This window comes from Streptomyces sirii (genome assembly GCF_045690365.1).
GTDB lineage: Bacteria > Actinomycetota > Actinomycetes > Streptomycetales > Streptomycetaceae > Streptomyces > Streptomyces sirii.
The window spans coordinates 1,907,719-1,923,501 of the sequence record NZ_CP147982.1; the positions used below are offsets into that span (position 1 = coordinate 1,907,719).

At 74.3% G+C, this 15,783-nt stretch carries 12 protein-coding genes and 1 tRNA gene; 2 read left to right on the forward strand and 11 right to left on the reverse strand.

What is annotated here, in order from left to right; all coding sequences use genetic code 11:
• The first annotated feature begins 15 nt into the window (after positions 1–15).
• Positions 16–87 (forward strand) — tRNA-Val (locus WAB15_RS08650).
• Positions 88–146: 59 nt separating this feature from the next.
• Here WAB15_RS08650 and WAB15_RS08655 read toward each other — a convergent pair.
• The 3 genes from WAB15_RS08655 to WAB15_RS08665 all read right to left on the reverse strand — a co-directional run bounded on the left by WAB15_RS08655 (position 147) and on the right by WAB15_RS08665 (position 1,961).
• Positions 147–425: a zf-TFIIB domain-containing protein gene (locus tag WAB15_RS08655; protein WP_393488016.1), complete on the reverse strand. Its 279-nt coding sequence runs from the start codon at positions 423–425 to the stop codon at positions 147–149.
• A gap of 73 nt (positions 426–498) precedes the next feature.
• On the reverse strand, positions 499–1,491 hold the full coding sequence (locus WAB15_RS08660; protein ID WP_407285869.1) for a phosphotransferase family protein: 993 nt from the start codon (positions 1,489–1,491) through the stop codon (positions 499–501).
• Between the two features lie 260 nt (positions 1,492–1,751).
• Entirely contained in the window at positions 1,752–1,961 is a 210-nt protein-coding gene (locus WAB15_RS08665) for a hypothetical protein (protein ID WP_384428931.1), read from the reverse strand.
• A 620-nt stretch (positions 1,962–2,581) separates the two neighbouring features.
• Here WAB15_RS08665 and WAB15_RS08670 point away from each other — a divergent pair.
• Positions 2,582–3,922, forward strand: coding sequence for a protein kinase domain-containing protein (locus WAB15_RS08670; RefSeq protein WP_407285870.1), 1,341 nt, complete (start codon positions 2,582–2,584; stop codon positions 3,920–3,922).
• 69 nt (positions 3,923–3,991) lie between these two features.
• Here the strand turns inward: WAB15_RS08670 and WAB15_RS08675 are convergent, their stop codons facing one another.
• The 8 genes from WAB15_RS08675 to WAB15_RS08710 all read right to left on the reverse strand — a co-directional run bounded on the left by WAB15_RS08675 (position 3,992) and on the right by WAB15_RS08710 (position 15,770).
• The gene (locus tag WAB15_RS08675) at positions 3,992–4,807 is read right to left on the reverse strand and encodes a TrmH family RNA methyltransferase (RefSeq protein ID WP_399144143.1); all 816 of its coding nucleotides are present in this window, start codon (positions 4,805–4,807) and stop codon (positions 3,992–3,994) included.
• A gap of 53 nt (positions 4,808–4,860) precedes the next feature.
• Entirely contained in the window at positions 4,861–6,099 is a 1,239-nt protein-coding gene (cobA, locus tag WAB15_RS08680; protein WP_407285871.1) for a uroporphyrinogen-III C-methyltransferase, read from the reverse strand.
• A gap of 171 nt (positions 6,100–6,270) precedes the next feature.
• Positions 6,271–10,290, reverse strand: a complete 4,020-nt coding sequence (cobT, locus tag WAB15_RS08685; protein ID WP_407285872.1) for a nicotinate-nucleotide--dimethylbenzimidazole phosphoribosyltransferase — start codon at positions 10,288–10,290, stop codon at positions 6,271–6,273.
• A 236-nt stretch (positions 10,291–10,526) separates the two neighbouring features.
• Positions 10,527–11,747, reverse strand: a complete 1,221-nt coding sequence (cbiE, locus tag WAB15_RS08690) for a precorrin-6y C5,15-methyltransferase (decarboxylating) subunit CbiE (RefSeq protein WP_399144148.1) — start codon at positions 11,745–11,747, stop codon at positions 10,527–10,529.
• A 178-nt stretch (positions 11,748–11,925) separates the two neighbouring features.
• Positions 11,926–12,561, reverse strand: coding sequence for a GNAT family N-acetyltransferase (locus WAB15_RS08695; RefSeq protein WP_399144149.1), 636 nt, complete (start codon positions 12,559–12,561; stop codon positions 11,926–11,928).
• A 451-nt stretch (positions 12,562–13,012) separates the two neighbouring features.
• Positions 13,013–13,870 carry a MetQ/NlpA family ABC transporter substrate-binding protein gene (locus WAB15_RS08700; RefSeq protein ID WP_407285873.1) on the reverse strand — a complete coding sequence of 286 codons (858 nt, stop codon included), beginning with the start codon at positions 13,868–13,870 and terminating at the stop codon, positions 13,013–13,015.
• 98 nt (positions 13,871–13,968) lie between these two features.
• Entirely contained in the window at positions 13,969–14,703 is a 735-nt protein-coding gene (locus WAB15_RS08705) for a methionine ABC transporter permease (RefSeq protein ID WP_407285874.1), read from the reverse strand.
• The gene (locus WAB15_RS08710; RefSeq protein ID WP_399144152.1) at positions 14,700–15,770 is read right to left on the reverse strand and encodes a methionine ABC transporter ATP-binding protein; all 1,071 of its coding nucleotides are present in this window, start codon (positions 15,768–15,770) and stop codon (positions 14,700–14,702) included. The genes WAB15_RS08705 and WAB15_RS08710 overlap by 4 nt, the downstream gene beginning before the upstream one ends.
• Between the last annotated feature and the right edge of the window lie 13 nt (positions 15,771–15,783).

The window sequence follows — 15,783 nt, forward strand, 5'->3', positions numbered from 1 at the left end:
GATCCGCGGTCCCGAGGACGATTAGCTCAGCGGGAGAGCGCTTCCCTGACACGGAAGAGGTCACTGGTTCAATCCCAGTATCGTCCACACTCAAGCCCGAGGGCCGGAGCATCTCGCTCCGGCCCTCGGGCTTTGTGCGGGTTCGTTCAGGACGAGAACAGCATGTGGCCGAAGCTGCGGTGGTGACCGTGGTGTCCATGGTGACCGTGGTGGCCGTGGTGCGGGGCGCCCCAGGCGGGTGCGGCCGGGTAGGCCTGCGGGGCGGGCGGCGGCGGGGCCTGCTGGGTCCACTGCGCCTCAAGGCGGGTCAGCGCCTCCAGCTCGCCGTAGTCCAGGAAGATCCCCCGGCAGCCGGCGCACTGCTCGATCTGCACGCCATTGCGCTGGTATGTCTGCATCGGTGCATGGCACTTGGGACACTGCATCGTCGGCTCAACTCCCGTTATCGACTTCCGCTCACGGCGGCGCCGCCCGAACGGTCTCCCGGCGGCGAGGTGTTCACCCTACGACGCGGCCGGCGGGCCCCAACTGCTGAGGCAGGGAAGTCATCCGGGCACAGGCGTCGACGACCGCGCACTCGATCTCGTCCAGGGGGCGGGCTGCGGCGGCGGCCTTGGCGACGGCGAGCGCGGCGGTCTGCACCGTCAGGGCGCGGGCCGGTATCTCCAGGTCGGGCCAGGGGTCGCCGTCGGGGCGTACGGCGCGGCCGCCCGCGGCGCGGTAGGCGGCCAGGAAGCGCGCCCAGACGTCCGGGGCGAGCAGGCCGGTGGCGAACCAGGCGGCGGGGCGGGCCAGGTCCCAGGCACCGTCGCCCAGGCCCAGGTCGTCGATGTCTATCAGGAGCCAGGGGCCGTCCGCGGCAGGGTGGCGGACGAGCTGGCCCAGATGCAGATCGCCGTGGCAGAGGATGCCGGTCCGCGGCAGCGGGGCGGCTCCCCGGGCCCACGGCGGGAGCAGGGACCAGGCGCGGGCCGTGACCGCGGCGGCCGCGGGGAGGTTTCCGGGACCGGGCGCCGGTATACGGGGCGCGGGGAGCGGGCCCGCGGCGGACGCCAGGGCACTGCGCATACGGGCCAGCGCGCGAGCGGCCTTGGCTGGGCCGCGCATCGGCGGGACGGGGCCGGGCAGTTGGCGGGGGTCGACGCCGTGCAGCCGGGCCAGCAGCCGGGCGGCGTCCTCCCAGGGAGCGGCGTCCGGGTCGTCGGGCGGGACCGGGCTGCCGTAGGGCCAGTGGGTGACCGCGCGGCCGTCGCCGGTGCGGGTGAGGAGGCCGTCGGGGGCGGTGACCGGGAGCGGGGGCAGCAGGATGCCGTGCAGGAGGGGGTGGGCGGCGATGCGCAGCCGGGCGGCGAGGTCGTGCTGGTCGGCGTCGGGGGCGTGGGTCTTGGTGACCGTACCGCCGCTGCGGACGACGGTGCCGTCGGGGCGGTCGGCGAGCACCTCGGGAGCGGGGGCCGGGGCGGCGGTGCGGCCGGGCGGTGGTGCGGTCATGGTTCCCCTCCCCCGGGGCCGCCGCGGGCCGGATGCGCCGTGGGTGGTGGTGCGAAGGGGTGCGGCCCGGCCTCGGATCGTACGCGCGGGGCGGACGGAGCGCGTGGCGGGACCGGTCGGGCGGCGGGGCGGGAAAGCTCGAAGGCCGGGCATCTCCCCAGATGCCCGGCCGTTCGTGCCGTCCGCCGCACCCCCGTCCCCACGGGGTTTTCGGCCGGAGTCCCCCGTCCCGGGCCGCTCTCCCGGTCCTGGGGCGCCGCTCAGCGCCCCAGCATTCCGGCCACGGACGACGCCTGTGTGATGACGGCTTCCCAGCCGCCGAAGACCACGGCGAGAACGATCGCCAGCGGCAGCACCATGGCCACCGCGACGAGGGGATGGCGGGTGCCCGAGGACTGGTGGCCGCCGAGCGTCGAGGCGAACCTGCGCCCCTGCGCCCGAAGCGCCGTCAGTCCTGAGATCCGATCCATCGTCCCGCTCCCGTCGTGTTCGGAGCGGCGGGCGTCTGACCTCGGGGGACGAGTGCTGCGCCCGCCGCTTGGAGACAACACTAGGCACGTGGAGGGCGGTGGGCGTCATGCCGTCGTACCTATTGGTCGGCCTCCAGGAGGATGACGGAACGGCTCTTCGTGTACTCCCCTGGGTGGAGAGAGAGCGTCGTGGACCTGGGGACATCCCCCAGGGGGCGCGGCCGATCCCTCGACCGCGGGCCTTCGCAAGCGGCCTCGGCGTGACCTCTCTCACGTCGGACGCTCCCCCGCGCGGCACCGTCGCGCCCCCGCGGTGCGCTCGTCCCGCCGGGCATTTTGCCGCCCGGGACGCATCCGCGGCGTCCCGGGCCGCCCCGTCCCGCTCATCTTTCGTTGCGTCAATCCCCCTGCCGCTCCTACCCATTTGGGATCACGTGAGGGAATTCGGGGCGCACGGCGGCCGATTCCCTCCCGCGTTCCGAGGATCGCACCCGCCACCGACAATCCGGTCGCCGACGCATGCGCGGCCTATCAGCACAGTGAGCCGGCAATCCGTAAGCTGTGCCACGTCAGACGGTTGGCAGCGGAGGGGTCTTCCCCACCGCAGGTAGGGGACGGACATGGCGATGATGCGGCTCCGACGCGAGGACCCGCGTGTCGTCGGGACGTTCCGGCTGCACCGCCGGCTCGGCGCCGGCGGGATGGGCGTGGTCTATCTCGGGTCGGACAAGCGCGGCCAGCGGGTGGCGCTGAAGGTGATCCGGCCGGACCTGGCGGAGGATCAGGAGTTCCGCTCGCGGTTCGCCCGCGAGGTCTCGGCGGCCCGCCGGATCCGCGGCGGCTGCACGGCCCGGCTGGTGGCGGCGGATCTCGACGCCGACCGCCCGTGGTTCGCCACCCAGTATGTACCGGGGCCCTCCCTGCACGACAAGGTCAACGAGGAGGGCCCGCTGTCGCCGGCGCAGGTCGCCTCGATCGGCGCGGCGCTGTCGGAGGGGCTGCTGGCCGTGCACGACGCGGGAGTGGTGCACCGCGACCTGAAGCCGTCCAACATCCTGCTGTCGCCCAAGGGCCCGCGGATCATCGACTTCGGTATCGCCTGGGCGACCGGCGCCAGCACGCTGACGCATGTCGGTACGGCCGTCGGCTCGCCGGGCTTCCTGGCGCCCGAGCAGGTACGCGGCGCCGCCGTGACGCCGGCCACCGACATCTTCGCGCTGGGCGCCACCCTCGCCTACGCCTGCACCGCCGACTCCCCCTTCGGACAGGGCAGTTCGGAGGTCATGCTCTACCGCGTGGTCCACGAGGAGGCACAGCTGGCCGGGGTGCCGGACGCGCTGGCCCCGCTGCTCGCCTCGTGCCTGGCCAAGGACCCGGCGGACCGCCCCAGCACCCTGTCGCTGTCGCTGCGGCTCAAGGAGATCGCGGCCCGTGAGGCGCACGGTCTGTCCGGTGGGCCTTTGGAGAACGGCGTCGGCACCGGGGCGGGTTGGGGCCGTACGGAGCGCCGCCCCTCGGACCGCCCGACCGGGCAGCGCGCCGAGGAGTACTCCCGCCAGCGCACCGAGCGGGGGACGGCGGGCTCGTCGGCGCCGCGTTCGCACCCGTCGCGTCCCTCGGCGCCGCGGGACTCCGGCGCCCGGCCGGCCGCTCCGGCATCGGGCGCGGGGAAGAACCAGCGGACCGGCGGGCGCAACGCGCGGCGGGTCCCGGCGCGGCCCACGGGCCGAAACGGTTCGCGTACCCCGGTGCGCACGGGAGCGGGCGGGCGCCGGCCCGGCCCCGACCGGCGGCTGCTGCGCCAGCGGGTCATCGTGTTCGTGGTGGTGACGCTGCTGGTGGCGCTCGGTATCGCCGCGGCCCAGGGATGCCAGGGCCCGGCCCACGCAGTGGGGGTGGAGCGGCGGGTGCCGGTCGCGCAGAGCGCCGCCGGCACCCTCACGGAGGCCGGCGGCAGGTAGCACGCCGCGGAGGCCGGTCCGCCGCCGCGAACTCGGCCGGTCCGGTGGGTGGGACCGGGAGGGGTTTCGTCAGGCGGGTCGGCCGGTCGCCACGGCGTAGAACGCCACCGCGGCGGCCGCACCGACGTTGAGCGAGTCCACGCCGTGCGCCATCGGGATGCGGACCCATTCGTCGGCGGCCCGCAGGGCCCCGGTGGTCAGCCCGTCGCCCTCCGCGCCCAGCATCAGGGCCGCGCGCTCCAGGGTGTGCGGGGCGGCCTCGTCGATGGCGGTGGCCTTCTCGGCCGGGGTGAGCGCCAGCAGCTTGAAGCCCGCTTCCCGTACGACGGACAGATCGCGGGGCCAGCTCTCCAGGCGGGCGTACGGCACGGAGAACACCGCGCCCATGGAGACCTTCACCGAGCGGCGGTAGAGCGGGTCGGCGCAGTCCGGGGAGAGCAGCACCGCGTCCATGCCGAGGGCCGCGGCGCTGCGGAAGATCGCGCCGATGTTGGTGTGGTCGTTGACCGCCTCCATGACCACGATGCGGCGCGAGGCGGCGAGCAGCTCGCCGGCCGCGGGCAGCGGCTTGCGCTGCATCGAGGCCAGCGCGCCGCGGTGCACGTGATAGCCCGTCACCCGTTCGGCGAGGTCGGGGCTGACGGCGTAGACCGGTGCCGGGACCTCGTCGATGACATCGCGCATGACGTCGACCCACTTGGCCGAGAGGAGCATGGAGCGCATCTCGTAGCCGGCGTGCCGGGCGCGCCGGATGACCTTCTCGCCCTCGGCGATGAAGAGCCCCTCCGCGGGCTCGCGCCGGCGCCGCAGTTCGACGTCGGTCAGGCCGGTGTAGTCGGCCAGCCGCGGGTCGTCCGGGTCGTCGACGGTGATGATTTCTGCCACGGGGAGATAGTGCCTTGTCGGTGTCGAGGTTCCAATGCCGCGTACGGGATCGGTTACCTGTGGGTAGCGCCGGCGCCGACGGTGACGACGTCTCCGATGACGATGACCGCCGGGGGGCGGACGCCCTCGGCCCGTACGGTCTCGCCGAGGGTCGCCAGGGTCGCGTCCACCCGGCGCTGGGTGGCGGTGGTGCCCTCCTGGATGACGGCGGCCGGGGTGTCGGCGGGGCGGCCGTGCTCGATGAGCTTGGCGGCGATGGCGCCGCTGTTCTCCACGCCCATCAGGACGACGAGGGTGCCGCGCAGCTTGGCGAGCGAGGACCAGTCGACCAGCGAGCGCTCGTCGTCGGGGGCGACATGGCCGCTGACGACGGTGAACTCATGGGCGACGCCGCGGTGGGTGACGGGGATGCCGGCGGCACCGGGGACCGAGATGGTGCTGGAGATGCCGGGCACGACCGTGCAGGGGATCCCCGCTTCGGCGAGCGCCTGGGCCTCCTCCATGCCGCGGCCGAAGACGAACGGGTCGCCGCCCTTGAGGCGGACCACGGCCTTGCCCGCCTTGGCGTGCTCGATCAGCGCGTTGTTGATGGCCTCCTGGGCCATGAAGCGGCCGTAGGGGATCTTCGCGGCGTCGATGACCTCGACGTGCGGGGGGAGTTCGGCGAGCAGGTCGCGGGGGCCGAGGCGGTCGGCGATGACGACGTCGGCCTCGGCCAGGAGGCGGCGGCCGCGGACGGTGATCAGGTCCGGGTCGCCGGGGCCGCCGCCGACCAGCGCCACGCCGGGCGTGTGGGGGCGGCGGTGGTGCGGGGCGGCGATGCTGCCGTCGCGCAGGCCCTCGACGATGGCGTCGCGCACGGCGGCGGAGCGGCGCGGGTCGCGGCCGGTGAGCACGGCGACGGTCACGCCCTCGCTGCGGCCGGTGGCCGGCGTCCAGGCGGTGGCGGCTTCGGCGTCGTCGGCGCGTACGCACCACACCCGGCGCTCCTCGGCCTCCTGGGACGCGGCGGCGTTGGCCTGCGGGTCGTCCGTGGAGATCAGTGCGTACCAGGCCTCGGCCAGGTCGCCGGCCTGGTAGCGGCGGCGCTCCCAGCGGATCTCACCGGCGTCGGCCATCGCCTCGACGGACGGGGTGGCGGACGGGGAGACGAGCAGGACGTCGGCGCCGGCGGCGACGAGCGAGGGGAGCCGGCGCTGGGCGACCTGCCCGGCTCCCAGGACGACCACCCTGCGGCCGGACAGCCGCAGTCCGACGGGGTAGGCGGCGTGTTCGGCGACGTGCTCAGCCATGGCGGTGCGGCTCCTTGTGCGGTGGTACGAGTTCGACGACCAGCTCAGTCGCTGCGGCTCCGGAGCGGCTGAGGGGCGATACGGCCCACAGGGCGGTACGGCCCCGGCCCACAGCCTATGGGGCTGCGGGCCGGGGGTCATGCGGGGGCGGCCAGGACCGGCCGCCGCCGCTCAGCTCTTCTCCGCCACTCCGGCGGAGTCGAAGGTGGCGACCTCGTGCATGGCACGGGCGGCGCTCTGCACCACCGGGAGGGCGAGCAGGGCGCCGGTGCCCTCGCCGAGGCGCAGATCGAGGTCGACCAGCGGGCGCAGGCCCAGCTTGTTCAGCGCCGCGACATGGCCCGGTTCGGCGCTGCGGTGGCCGGCGATGCAGGCGGCCAGCGCCTCGGGGGCGATGGCGCGGGCCACCAGGGCGGCGGCGCCGGCGCTGACGCCGTCCAGGATCACCGGCGTGCGCAGCGAGGCGCCACCGAGGATCAGGCCGACCATGGCCGCGTGCTCCAGTCCGCCGATCGCGGCGAGGACGCCGACCGGATCGGCCGGATCGGGCTGGTGGAGCTCCAGGGCGCGGCGGACCACGTCGACCTTGCGGGCGTGCGTCTCGTCGTTGATGCCGGTGCCGCGGCCGGTGACCTCGACCGGGTCGACGCCGGTGTAGACGGCGATCAGCGCGGCGGAGGTGGTGGTGTTGGCGATGCCCATCTCGCCCGTGAGCAGCGCCTTGTTGCCGGCCGCCACGAGGTCGCGGGCGGTCTCGATGCCGACCTCGATCGCCTTGAGGACCTCCTCCTGCGTCATCGCCGGGCCGGCCGTGAAGTCGGCGGTGCCGGCGCGGACCTTGCGCGGCAGCAGTCCGGGCGTGGCGGGGAGTTCCCCGGCCACGCCGACGTCCACGACGCACACCTCGGCGCCGACCTGGTTGGCGAAGGCGTTGCAGACCGCGCCGCCGCCCAGGAAGTTGGCGACCATCTGGCCGGTGACCTCCTGGGGCCAGGGGGTCACGCCCTGCGCGTGCACGCCGTGGTCGCCGGCGAAGATCGCGACGGCGGCCGGCTCCGGGATCGGCGGCGGGCACTTGCGGGACAGACCGCACAGCTGCGCGGAGATGATCTCCAGCATGCCCAGCGCGCCGGCGGGCTTGGTCATCCGCTTCTGGCGCTCCCAGGCCTCGCCGAGCGCCTTGGCGTCCAGGGGGCGGATCCCCTGCAGCGTCTCCTGGAGGAGGTCGTGCGGGTTCTCGCCGGGCAGCGCGCGGCGGCCGTAGGTCTCCTCGTGGACGACCCAGGACAGCGGCCGGCGCTTGGACCAGCCGGCCTGCAGCAGCTCGGGCTCCTCGGGGAACTCGTCGACGTAGCCGACACACAGGTAGGCGACGACTTCGAGGTGCTCGGGCAGGCCCAGCTCGCGGACCATCTCCCGCTCGTCGAAGAAGCTCACCCAGCCGACGCCCAGGCCCTCGGCGCGGGCGGCGAGCCAGAGGTTCTCGACGGCGAGCGCGGAGGAGTACGGGGCCATCTGCGGCTGGGTGTGCCGGCCGAGGGTGTGCCGGCCGCCGCGGGTGGAGTCGGCGGTGACGACGATGTTCACCGGCGTTTCGAGGATCGCCTCGATCTTCAGCTCACGGAACTGCTTGGCGCGCGCCTTGGGCAGCGACTTGGCGTACGCCTCGCGCTGCTGCATGGCGAGCTGGTGCATCTTCTCGCGGGTCTCGGCCGAGCGGATGACGACGAAGTCCCAGGGCTGGGAGTGGCCGACGCTGGGGGCGGTGTGCGCCGCCTCCAGGACGCGCAGCAGCACCTCGTTGGGGATCGGGTCGCTGCGGAAGCCGTTGCGGATGTCGCGGCGCTCGCGCATCACGCGGTGCACGGCGGCGCGCTCGGAGTCGTCGTAACCGGCGGCGGGGGCCCCGGCGGGCACACCGTCGGCGGCCGCGGGCTGCTCCGCCTCGGCGGCCTGCGGCTGCTCGTCGTCCTGGCCCTCGCCGAGCTGGACGAGTTCGGCGGCGTCCTGCGGCTGGGGCTCCTCGTCGTCGGTCGCCTCGGGCTGCGCGAGAGCGGCCGCCGCGGGCTGGTCGTCGGCCGCCGGCGCGGCGGGGTCGTCCGCGGTGGCCGGCGCCGCGACCTGCTCGACGGGCTGGTCGCCGGACGCCTGGGCGGGGATGTGGACGGTCACGGGCTGCGGGTCGGCCGGGGCGTCGGGCGGGGTGGGCCCGGCGGCGGCCACCGGCTCGGCGGTTGCCGCTTCCGCGTCCGCGTCGCTGACCGTTGCCTCGGCGGAGCCGTCGGCCTCGATCGGGGCGGCGGGCTCGGTGGCCGCGCTCGCCTCGGCGGGGTCGTCCGGGGTGTCCGCGCCGGCCGCTGCGAGCTGCTGTTCGGCCGGGGCTTCGGCGCCCTGGGGCGCGGCCTCCGGCCCGGGCGCCTCGGCAGGCTGCTGCGCCGCGGGGTCCACGGGGGCGACGAGCCGGGGCTGTGCGTCGGCCGGCTGCTGCGCCTGCGGCTGCTCTATGGCCGTCTGCTGCTCCACGGGTGCGGCCTCGGCCATGGGCAGGGCGACGGGGCCCTGCGGGGCCGCGACCGGTGCGGCGGGCTCGTCGGCCGGGGCGGCGGGCGCGGGCTGCGGCGGGGCGGCGGCGATCGGGGCGGCCGGCTGGTCGGGCTCGGGCTGGTCGGCGGCCTGCGGCGCGTCCGCCTCGGGGGCGGGCGGCTGCTCCGCCACGGGCTGCGCGGCCGGAGCGACCTCGACGGGGGCCGCGACGGCCTCGGCGGCGGGCGGTGCCGCCTCCGCGCCCTCTGCGGCGGGCTGCTGATCCACGGGCTGCTGCTCACCGTCGGCGGCGACCGCTTCGGGCTGCTGAGCGGCCACGGGGGCGTCCTGGACGGGAGCCTCCTGAGCCGGGGCGTCCGGCGCGGGCGCGTCGGCTTCGGCAGCCGCCGCATCCACCACGACGGCGTCCGCTGCCGCGGCGTCCACAGCGACCGCTTCCGCCGCGACCGGTCCGTCCTGACCCGGCGGCACCGCGTCGGGCAGCGCCGCCGCGGCCACGTCCTGCGGCGCTCCCGGCGCCTCGACCGGCGCGGCGGCCGGCACCGCATCGGCCGCGGCGGCCTCGGCACCGGCGGCGTCCGCGACCACGGCCGCGTCGCCGTCCTGCACACCGTCCTCGGCGGGCGACGGCACGGGCGCCGGCTGCGCCGGTCTGGCCGGCGGCGGCACGTCCTGCGCGACCGGTACGGCGGCCTCGGCACCCGGCACGGCGGCCTCGGCGGGCACGACCGTTTCCGCAGCCGGAGCCGCGACGGCCTGGGCCTGCGCCTCACCCCACTGCGGGACCTGCGAGGGGATCTCGCCGAGCTGCGGGCCGGGCAACGGGCCCTGGCCGGCGGCCCCATAGATCTGCTCGGCGGACAACTGCCCACCGTAGGAAGGCGCACCGCCGGGCTGGCCGCCGTAGGGCTGCTCGCCGTGCGGCGGCACCGCGAAGGGCTGACCGGGCGCCGGCTCGCCGACGGGCCGCTCCGCGTACGACTGGCCGCCGGGCACCGGCTGCTCGCCCGGCGCGGCCTCGGCGGCCTCGGCCGGAGCGTCGAAGTATTCGGGGCCGCCGGTCGGCACACCGACGTGCGGCGCGGGGCTCTGCGCCGGGGTCTCGGCGGGGCCGCGGTCGGCGAGCGAACGGACCACGCCGCCGGTCGCGTCGGGGACGGGCGGGCCCATGTGCAGCGGGCGGCGCGGCGACGCCGTCGCACGGGCACGGTCCGGCTGCGGCGGGGCGGCGGGCTGGGGAATGCGGACGGCGCTGAGGTCGACCGAACCGGAGTCCCGGCCGCCGCTCTCGTGGTCACCGGCCTGGGCGGGCATCGGCTCGAAGCCGGCGGCCGGCTGCGCGGCGGCGTCGAACGGTGCCGCGTGCTGGGGCTGCGGGGCCGCGCCCTGGTGCGTCTCCTGCGGCAGCGGCGCCGGCTGCTCGCTCCAGGCGCCCTGGGCACCCGGCATCAGCAGCAGGTCGTCGTCCTCGACGACGCCGTCGGTCTGGTCGACGTAGGGGTATTCACCCGGAGGGGTCACCATGCCCGGCAGCTCCGTCGGTCCGGGGTCGGCAGGGGAAGGAGCGGCCGCGGGCTGCGGCTGCCCGGGATGTCCGCCTGCGTTCTCCGGCAGTCCCTCGCCCGGGACCTGGCCGGTGTCGGTCATGCGTACCCCTCGCCCATTGGTAGTGCTCCTTCCAACCGCTCGTGCGACGCGCTCGACCGGGGCGCGCCGACGCCCCGATAGCTAGAACGAGCGAGCACGCCTCGCGGCACGTCCGCTCTCCACAGCTTCATATTCATCCAAAACCACGGCAATTTCCGGATATTGGCGTACGAAGCCGAACGCGGAACGGCGGCGCAACGATCCGCCAGCCTACCCCGCGCGGGTTGCCGTGCTGGTCACGGGTGAGGAACGCGATACCCGCTGACCAAAAACACCACGGACCGCTCGCGTTCGACCCAGGCGGAGGTGTCCAGGTCCACGGACTGCAGCAGGGCGCACTCGACTTCATAGCCGCCGTCCGCCAGCACCCGGCCGAGCGATTCGGCCTCGTCGCGGGTGGCGGCGTGGGTGACGATCCGTTCGGGACGGCGGTCCGCGCAGGCCGTGACGACCTCCGCTCCCCCGCCGCCGACCCGCACCACGTCGGGCTCGGGGAGGTCCTCCAGGATGTGCGGCGCCCGGCCGTGCACGACCTGGAGTTGGACGCCGTGGCGGCGGGCGACGGCGGCGGTGCGCTCGCAGGCGTCCGGGTCGGCGTCCACCGCGATGACCGCGGCACCGAAGCGCGCGGCCTCCACGGCGGCGGCTCCGCTGCCGCTGCCGATGTCCCAGACCAGGTCGCCCACCCGCGGCCCGAGGCGGGCCAGTTGGGCGGTGCGCAGCTGGACGGACTCGCCCTCGCCCAGGGCCCCTCCGTAGGCGTGCGCCGACAGCCCCCAGCCCCGCGGTCCGGTCGGATGGCCGACCTCGTGGCCGGCGATCCAGCCGGTCCCCTGGGTGGCGGCGCCGCCGGGCGCGCCGCCGACGACGATGACGACGTTGGGATCGCGCCAGACGTGGTCGGCGACCTTGTCGGAGGTGAGGACCGTCACCCGCTCCCGATCGGTGCCCAGGTCCTCGCAGATGACGAAGGTGCGGTGGACGCCGCCGAGCAGCAGGGCGAGTTCGGCGGGACCGGCGCCGGGCGAGGTGAGCACCGCGACCTTGGTGTGGGCGCGGCAGACGTTCACCGCGCGGCGCAGATCGCGGCTGTGGGCGACGACGATCTGGGCGTCGTCCCAGGGCATGCCGGCCCGCGCGAAGGCGGCCGCGACGGAGGAGACGGCCGGCACCACTTCCACTTCCAGCCCGTGCTCGGGTGCGCGCAGGGTGCGTACGACGCCGAAGAAGCCGGGGTCGCCGTCGGCCAGCACGACGGCGGTGCCGCGGTGCTGGGCGATCCGGCGGGCGGCCAGGGTCACGCTGCCCAGCCGGATCCGTTCGGCGTTCGGCGGGACTTCGGGCAGTGCGAGGTGGTGGGCGGCGCCGGCCACCAGCGTGGCGGCGCCGAGGGCGGAGCGGGCGGCGTCGGTCAGCGGGGAGCCGTCCCATCCGATCACCGTGACCCGGTCGGCCATGCTCGTCAGTCTCCTGGGGCTGCTGTGGGTACGCGGGCAGGTGCGGCGGCGCAGTGGCCGCGGGGTCGCCGCGGGCCGGTGGTGGTGCCGCTCGTGGTGCGCGGGTCCGCGCTGGTCGCGCGGGTGCGCGGCAGGCCGAGAGTACCCCGTGGGGCGGTGAGCCCGGCGCGGCGCGGGGTCAGTTCCACTCGGGGTAGGTGAATCCGTTCGCGTCGGCCATCCGGCCGGGGACCCCGTCGAGGTCCTCGGGCAGCAGGCTCCACACGATCAGATCGGTACGGATGTCCGTCCAGCCGCCGTCCTCCGTGCGGCTGCGGGCTATCCAGGCGTTGCGCAGCACTCCCTCGCTGATGCAGCCGATCTTCTGGGCGACCTGCTGGGAGGCGGTGTTGTCGGCGGCGGTGCGCAGCTCCAGGCGTTCGAACTTCTGGTCCTGGAAGAGCCATTGCGCGACCGCGAGGACGGACTCCGAGGCGTAGCCCTCGCCGCGCGCCCAGGCGGCGGTGACATAGGCGATCTCGGCGCTGCGGACCCGCCAGTCGGTGTGGTCGAGGTGGACGGTGCCGACCAGCCGCTGGGTGAGGAACTCGGTGACGGCCAGCGCGATGCCGCGGCCTTCGGTGCGTACGGCGGCGGCCTTGCCGGTGGCCCAGGCGCGAGCTTCGGCGGTGGTGTACGGGTGCGGCAGCGCGGTCCAGGAAGTGACCAGCTCGTCGGACATCATCTCGGCGAGGGCGGGCACATCGGCCTCTTCGAACGGGCGCAGCACCAGCCGGTCGGTGCTGATGGAGATGTCCGGAAAGGTGGATGTCATGCCGCTGCTCCAACGCCGTTGACCTGGTGCTCCGGGACGTCGCGGACTGTCCACCGCGAGGTCACGGGCCGTTTTGACCGTATGAATGCACCAGCATGCAGCATCGGACAGCGGGTGTGCCACGCGCGCGGTACCCGGCCGCGCGTGGCGCGGGCCCGGGGACCGAAGATCGCCCGCCCGACCGGCAACCGCGCGGTGACCTGCGGCGGAGCGCGGGCAGAGGCGGGCGGAGCGAGGGCAGGCGCGGGCGGCAGCCGGGCGCGAGGGGGGGCTGGACGGGCGCGAGGGGCCGGACGCGCGACGCAGCCCGTCGCGCACGACGAGGCCGGGCTGCGGGGGGGGGGCGGATCGGCCCGGCGGTGCGCGGAACCTCTCCACTACACCCGCCCACCCCCCGTAAGGGGGGTGGGCGGAGGGGAAAAAACCAACCGGGGCACCCGGTCGGGACGTATCAGCCCTTGGCCGGACCGAAGGCCGGGATGACCGAGCCGTCCTTGTACTTGTCCTCGATGAACTTCTTGACCTCGGGGGAGTTCAGGAGCTTGGCGAGCTTCTTGATCCGCGGGTCGTTCTCGTTGCCCTTCTTGACGGCGAGGAAGTTCGCGTACGGGTTGTCCTTCGCGCTCTCCACGGCCAGGGCGTCCTTGGAGGGCTTGAGGTGGGCGCCGATGGCGAAGTTGCCGTTGATGATCGCGGCGTCGACGTCGTCGATGCGCGGCGCGGTCTGCGCGGCCTCCAGCTCGGTGATCTTGATGCCCTTGTCGTCCTTGACGTCGGTCAGCTTGGCCTCCGAGCCGACGCCGGGCTTGAGGGTGATCACGCCGTTGTCGGCGAGCAGCTTGAGCGCACGGCCCTCGTTGGACGGGTCGTTGGGGACCGAGACGGTGCTGCCGGACTTCAGGTCCGAGAGCTTGTCGATCTTCTTGGAGTAGATGCCCAGCGGCTCGATGAGGACGTTCTGGACGGGCACGATGTGCGTGCCGTTCTCCTTGTTGAAGGTGTCGAGGAACGGCTTGTGCTGGAAGAAGTTGGCGTCGACCTGGCCGTCGTCGGTGACCTTGTTGGGGATCTTGTAGTCGTTGAACGGCTTGACGACCAGCTTGAGGCCCGCCTTGTCCGCCAGCTTGTTCTTGACGAAGTCGAGGATGGTGCCGTGCGGGGTGGGGCTCGCGGCCACGACGAGGGGGGCGCTCTTGTCGCCCTTGTCACCGCCGGCGGTGGTGTCGGAGGGAGCGGAGCAGGCGCTCGCGCCGAGGGCGACGGCGGAAGCGGCGACGACGGCCACGGTGACCTTGATGGTGTTACGCACGAAGAGTGCCTCTTTCTTGTTCACGAACGGGGTTCCCGTGTGATGTCCGCCCGGCAAAGGGTCCGGGCTCTTGGGTGGTGCTGGTGGTGCGGAGGGGGTCAGGCGGCCTCGGTGGCGGCCGCCGGCTCCTCGGTGCGGGCGCGGCGCAGGCCGACGCGTACGGAGGAGGCGCGGGCGCCGCGCCGGGCGAGCCGGCGGACGACCAGGTCACCGAGCAGCTGGACGAGCGTGACGAGGACGATCAGCTCCACGACGGTGGTGACCATCAGCGCGGTCTCGTACTGCTGGTAGCCGTAGGTGTAGGCGAGGTTGCCCAGGCCGCCGCCGCCGACCGCACCCGCGATCGCGGAGTAGCCGATCAGCGTGATGATGGTGGTGGTGACGGCCGCGACCAGCGCGGGCAGCGCCTGCGGCAGCAGCACCTTGAAGACGATGGTCCAGGTGCCGCCGCCCATCGCCTGGGCCGCCTCGACCAGACCGTGGTCGACCTCGCGCAGTGCGGCCTCGACCAGCCGGGCGAAGAACGGGATGGCGGCGATCGCGAGCGGGACGACCGCGCCGGTCGGGCCGATGGAGACGCCGACGACGAGGCGGGTGAAGGGGATCAGCACGACGATCAGGATCAGGAACGGGAAGGACCGTCCGATGTTCACGATCGCGCCGAGGACCTTGTTCACCACGACGTTCTGCAGGATCGCGCCGCGGTCGGTCAGATGCAGCAGCACCCCGACCGGGACGCCGACGAGCACCGCGTAGAACGTCGACCACCACACCATGAAGAGGGTGTCGAGCGTGTTGTCGTAGAGCAGTGGCTGCATCTCGTTCCAGCTCACTTGGCACCTTCCTTGTCCAGCTCGGCGGCGGGCGCCGGGATCGCCGGGGAACCGGTCTCGCCGGCCACGCCGGCGACGTCGACCTGAAGTCCCTGCTCGCGCAGGAATCCGATGGGCACGACGTTCTCCTCGAAGGGGCCGGGCAGCTCGATGCGCATCCGGCCGATCTGCTTGCCGCCGACGGTGTCCATGGCGGCGCCGAGGATCGAGATGTCGACGTTGTAGGTGCGCGACAGCTCGGAGATGACCGGGCGGGTGGCGGCGGAGCCGTGGAAGGTGACGTCGACGACGGTGCTCTGCTCGGTCGAGGGCTCGCCACCGACCGGGAACAGCTCCCGGGCCAGCTCCGAGCCGGGGGTGGCCAGCAGCTCGGCGACGGTGCCCTGCTCGACGACCCGGCCGTTCTTCATCAGCGCGGCCGAGTCGCAGATCGTCTTGACCACGTCCATCTCGTGCGTGATGAGCACGATGGTCAGGCCCAGCTTGCGGTTGAGGTCGCGCAGCAGCGTCAGGATGGAGCGGGTGGTCTCCGGGTCCAGGGCGCTGGTGGCCTCGTCGGAGAGCAGCACCTTGGGGTCGCCGGCCAGCGCGCGGGCGATGCCGACGCGCTGCTTCTGGCCGCCGGAGAGCTGGGCGGGGTAGGCCTTGGCCTTGTCGGCGAGGCCCACCAGGTCCAGCAGCTCCAGGGCCTTGCGGGAGCGCTCGTGGCGGTCGACCTTGAGGATCTCCAGCGGCAGTTCGACGTTGTCCTGGACGGTGCGCGAGGACAGCAGGTTGAAGTGCTGGAAGACCATGCCGATGTGGCTGCGCGCGGCCCGGAGCTGGGCGCTCGCGCGCCGGCCGCGCCCGGCTATGGACGTCAGTTCCTGGCCGGCGACGGTGACCGTGCCGGAGGTGGGGCGCTCCAGGAGGTTCAGGCAGCGGATGAGGGTGGACTTACCGGCGCCGCTCTGGCCGATGACGCCGTACACCTCGCCCTCGCGGACGTGCAGATCGACGCCGTCCAGGGCGGTGACTTCGCGGTCTCCTGAACGGTAGACCTTGCTCAGGCCCGTTGTGGTGATCACAGGGAATTCCGTC

What these genes read in the sequence shown, in the direction of transcription:
- WAB15_RS08655 (WP_393488016.1), bottom strand. Translation starts at nt 425, where the DNA reads ATGCAGTGTCCCAAGTGCCATGCACCGATGCAGACATACCAGCGCAAT.
- WAB15_RS08660 (WP_407285869.1), bottom strand. Translation starts at nt 1,491, where the DNA reads ATGACCGCACCACCGCCCGGCCGCACCGCCGCCCCGGCCCCCGCTCCC.
- WAB15_RS08665 (WP_384428931.1), bottom strand. Translation starts at nt 1,961, where the DNA reads ATGGATCGGATCTCAGGACTGACGGCGCTTCGGGCGCAGGGGCGCAGG.
- WAB15_RS08670 (WP_407285870.1), top strand. Translation starts at nt 2,582, where the DNA reads ATGGCGATGATGCGGCTCCGACGCGAGGACCCGCGTGTCGTCGGGACG.
- cobA (WP_407285871.1), bottom strand. Translation starts at nt 6,099, where the DNA reads ATGGCTGAGCACGTCGCCGAACACGCCGCCTACCCCGTCGGACTGCGG.
- cobT (WP_407285872.1), bottom strand. Translation starts at nt 10,290, where the DNA reads ATGACCGACACCGGCCAGGTCCCGGGCGAGGGACTGCCGGAGAACGCA.
- cbiE (WP_399144148.1), bottom strand. Translation starts at nt 11,747, where the DNA reads ATGGCCGACCGGGTCACGGTGATCGGATGGGACGGCTCCCCGCTGACC.
- WAB15_RS08695 (WP_399144149.1), bottom strand. Translation starts at nt 12,561, where the DNA reads ATGACATCCACCTTTCCGGACATCTCCATCAGCACCGACCGGCTGGTG.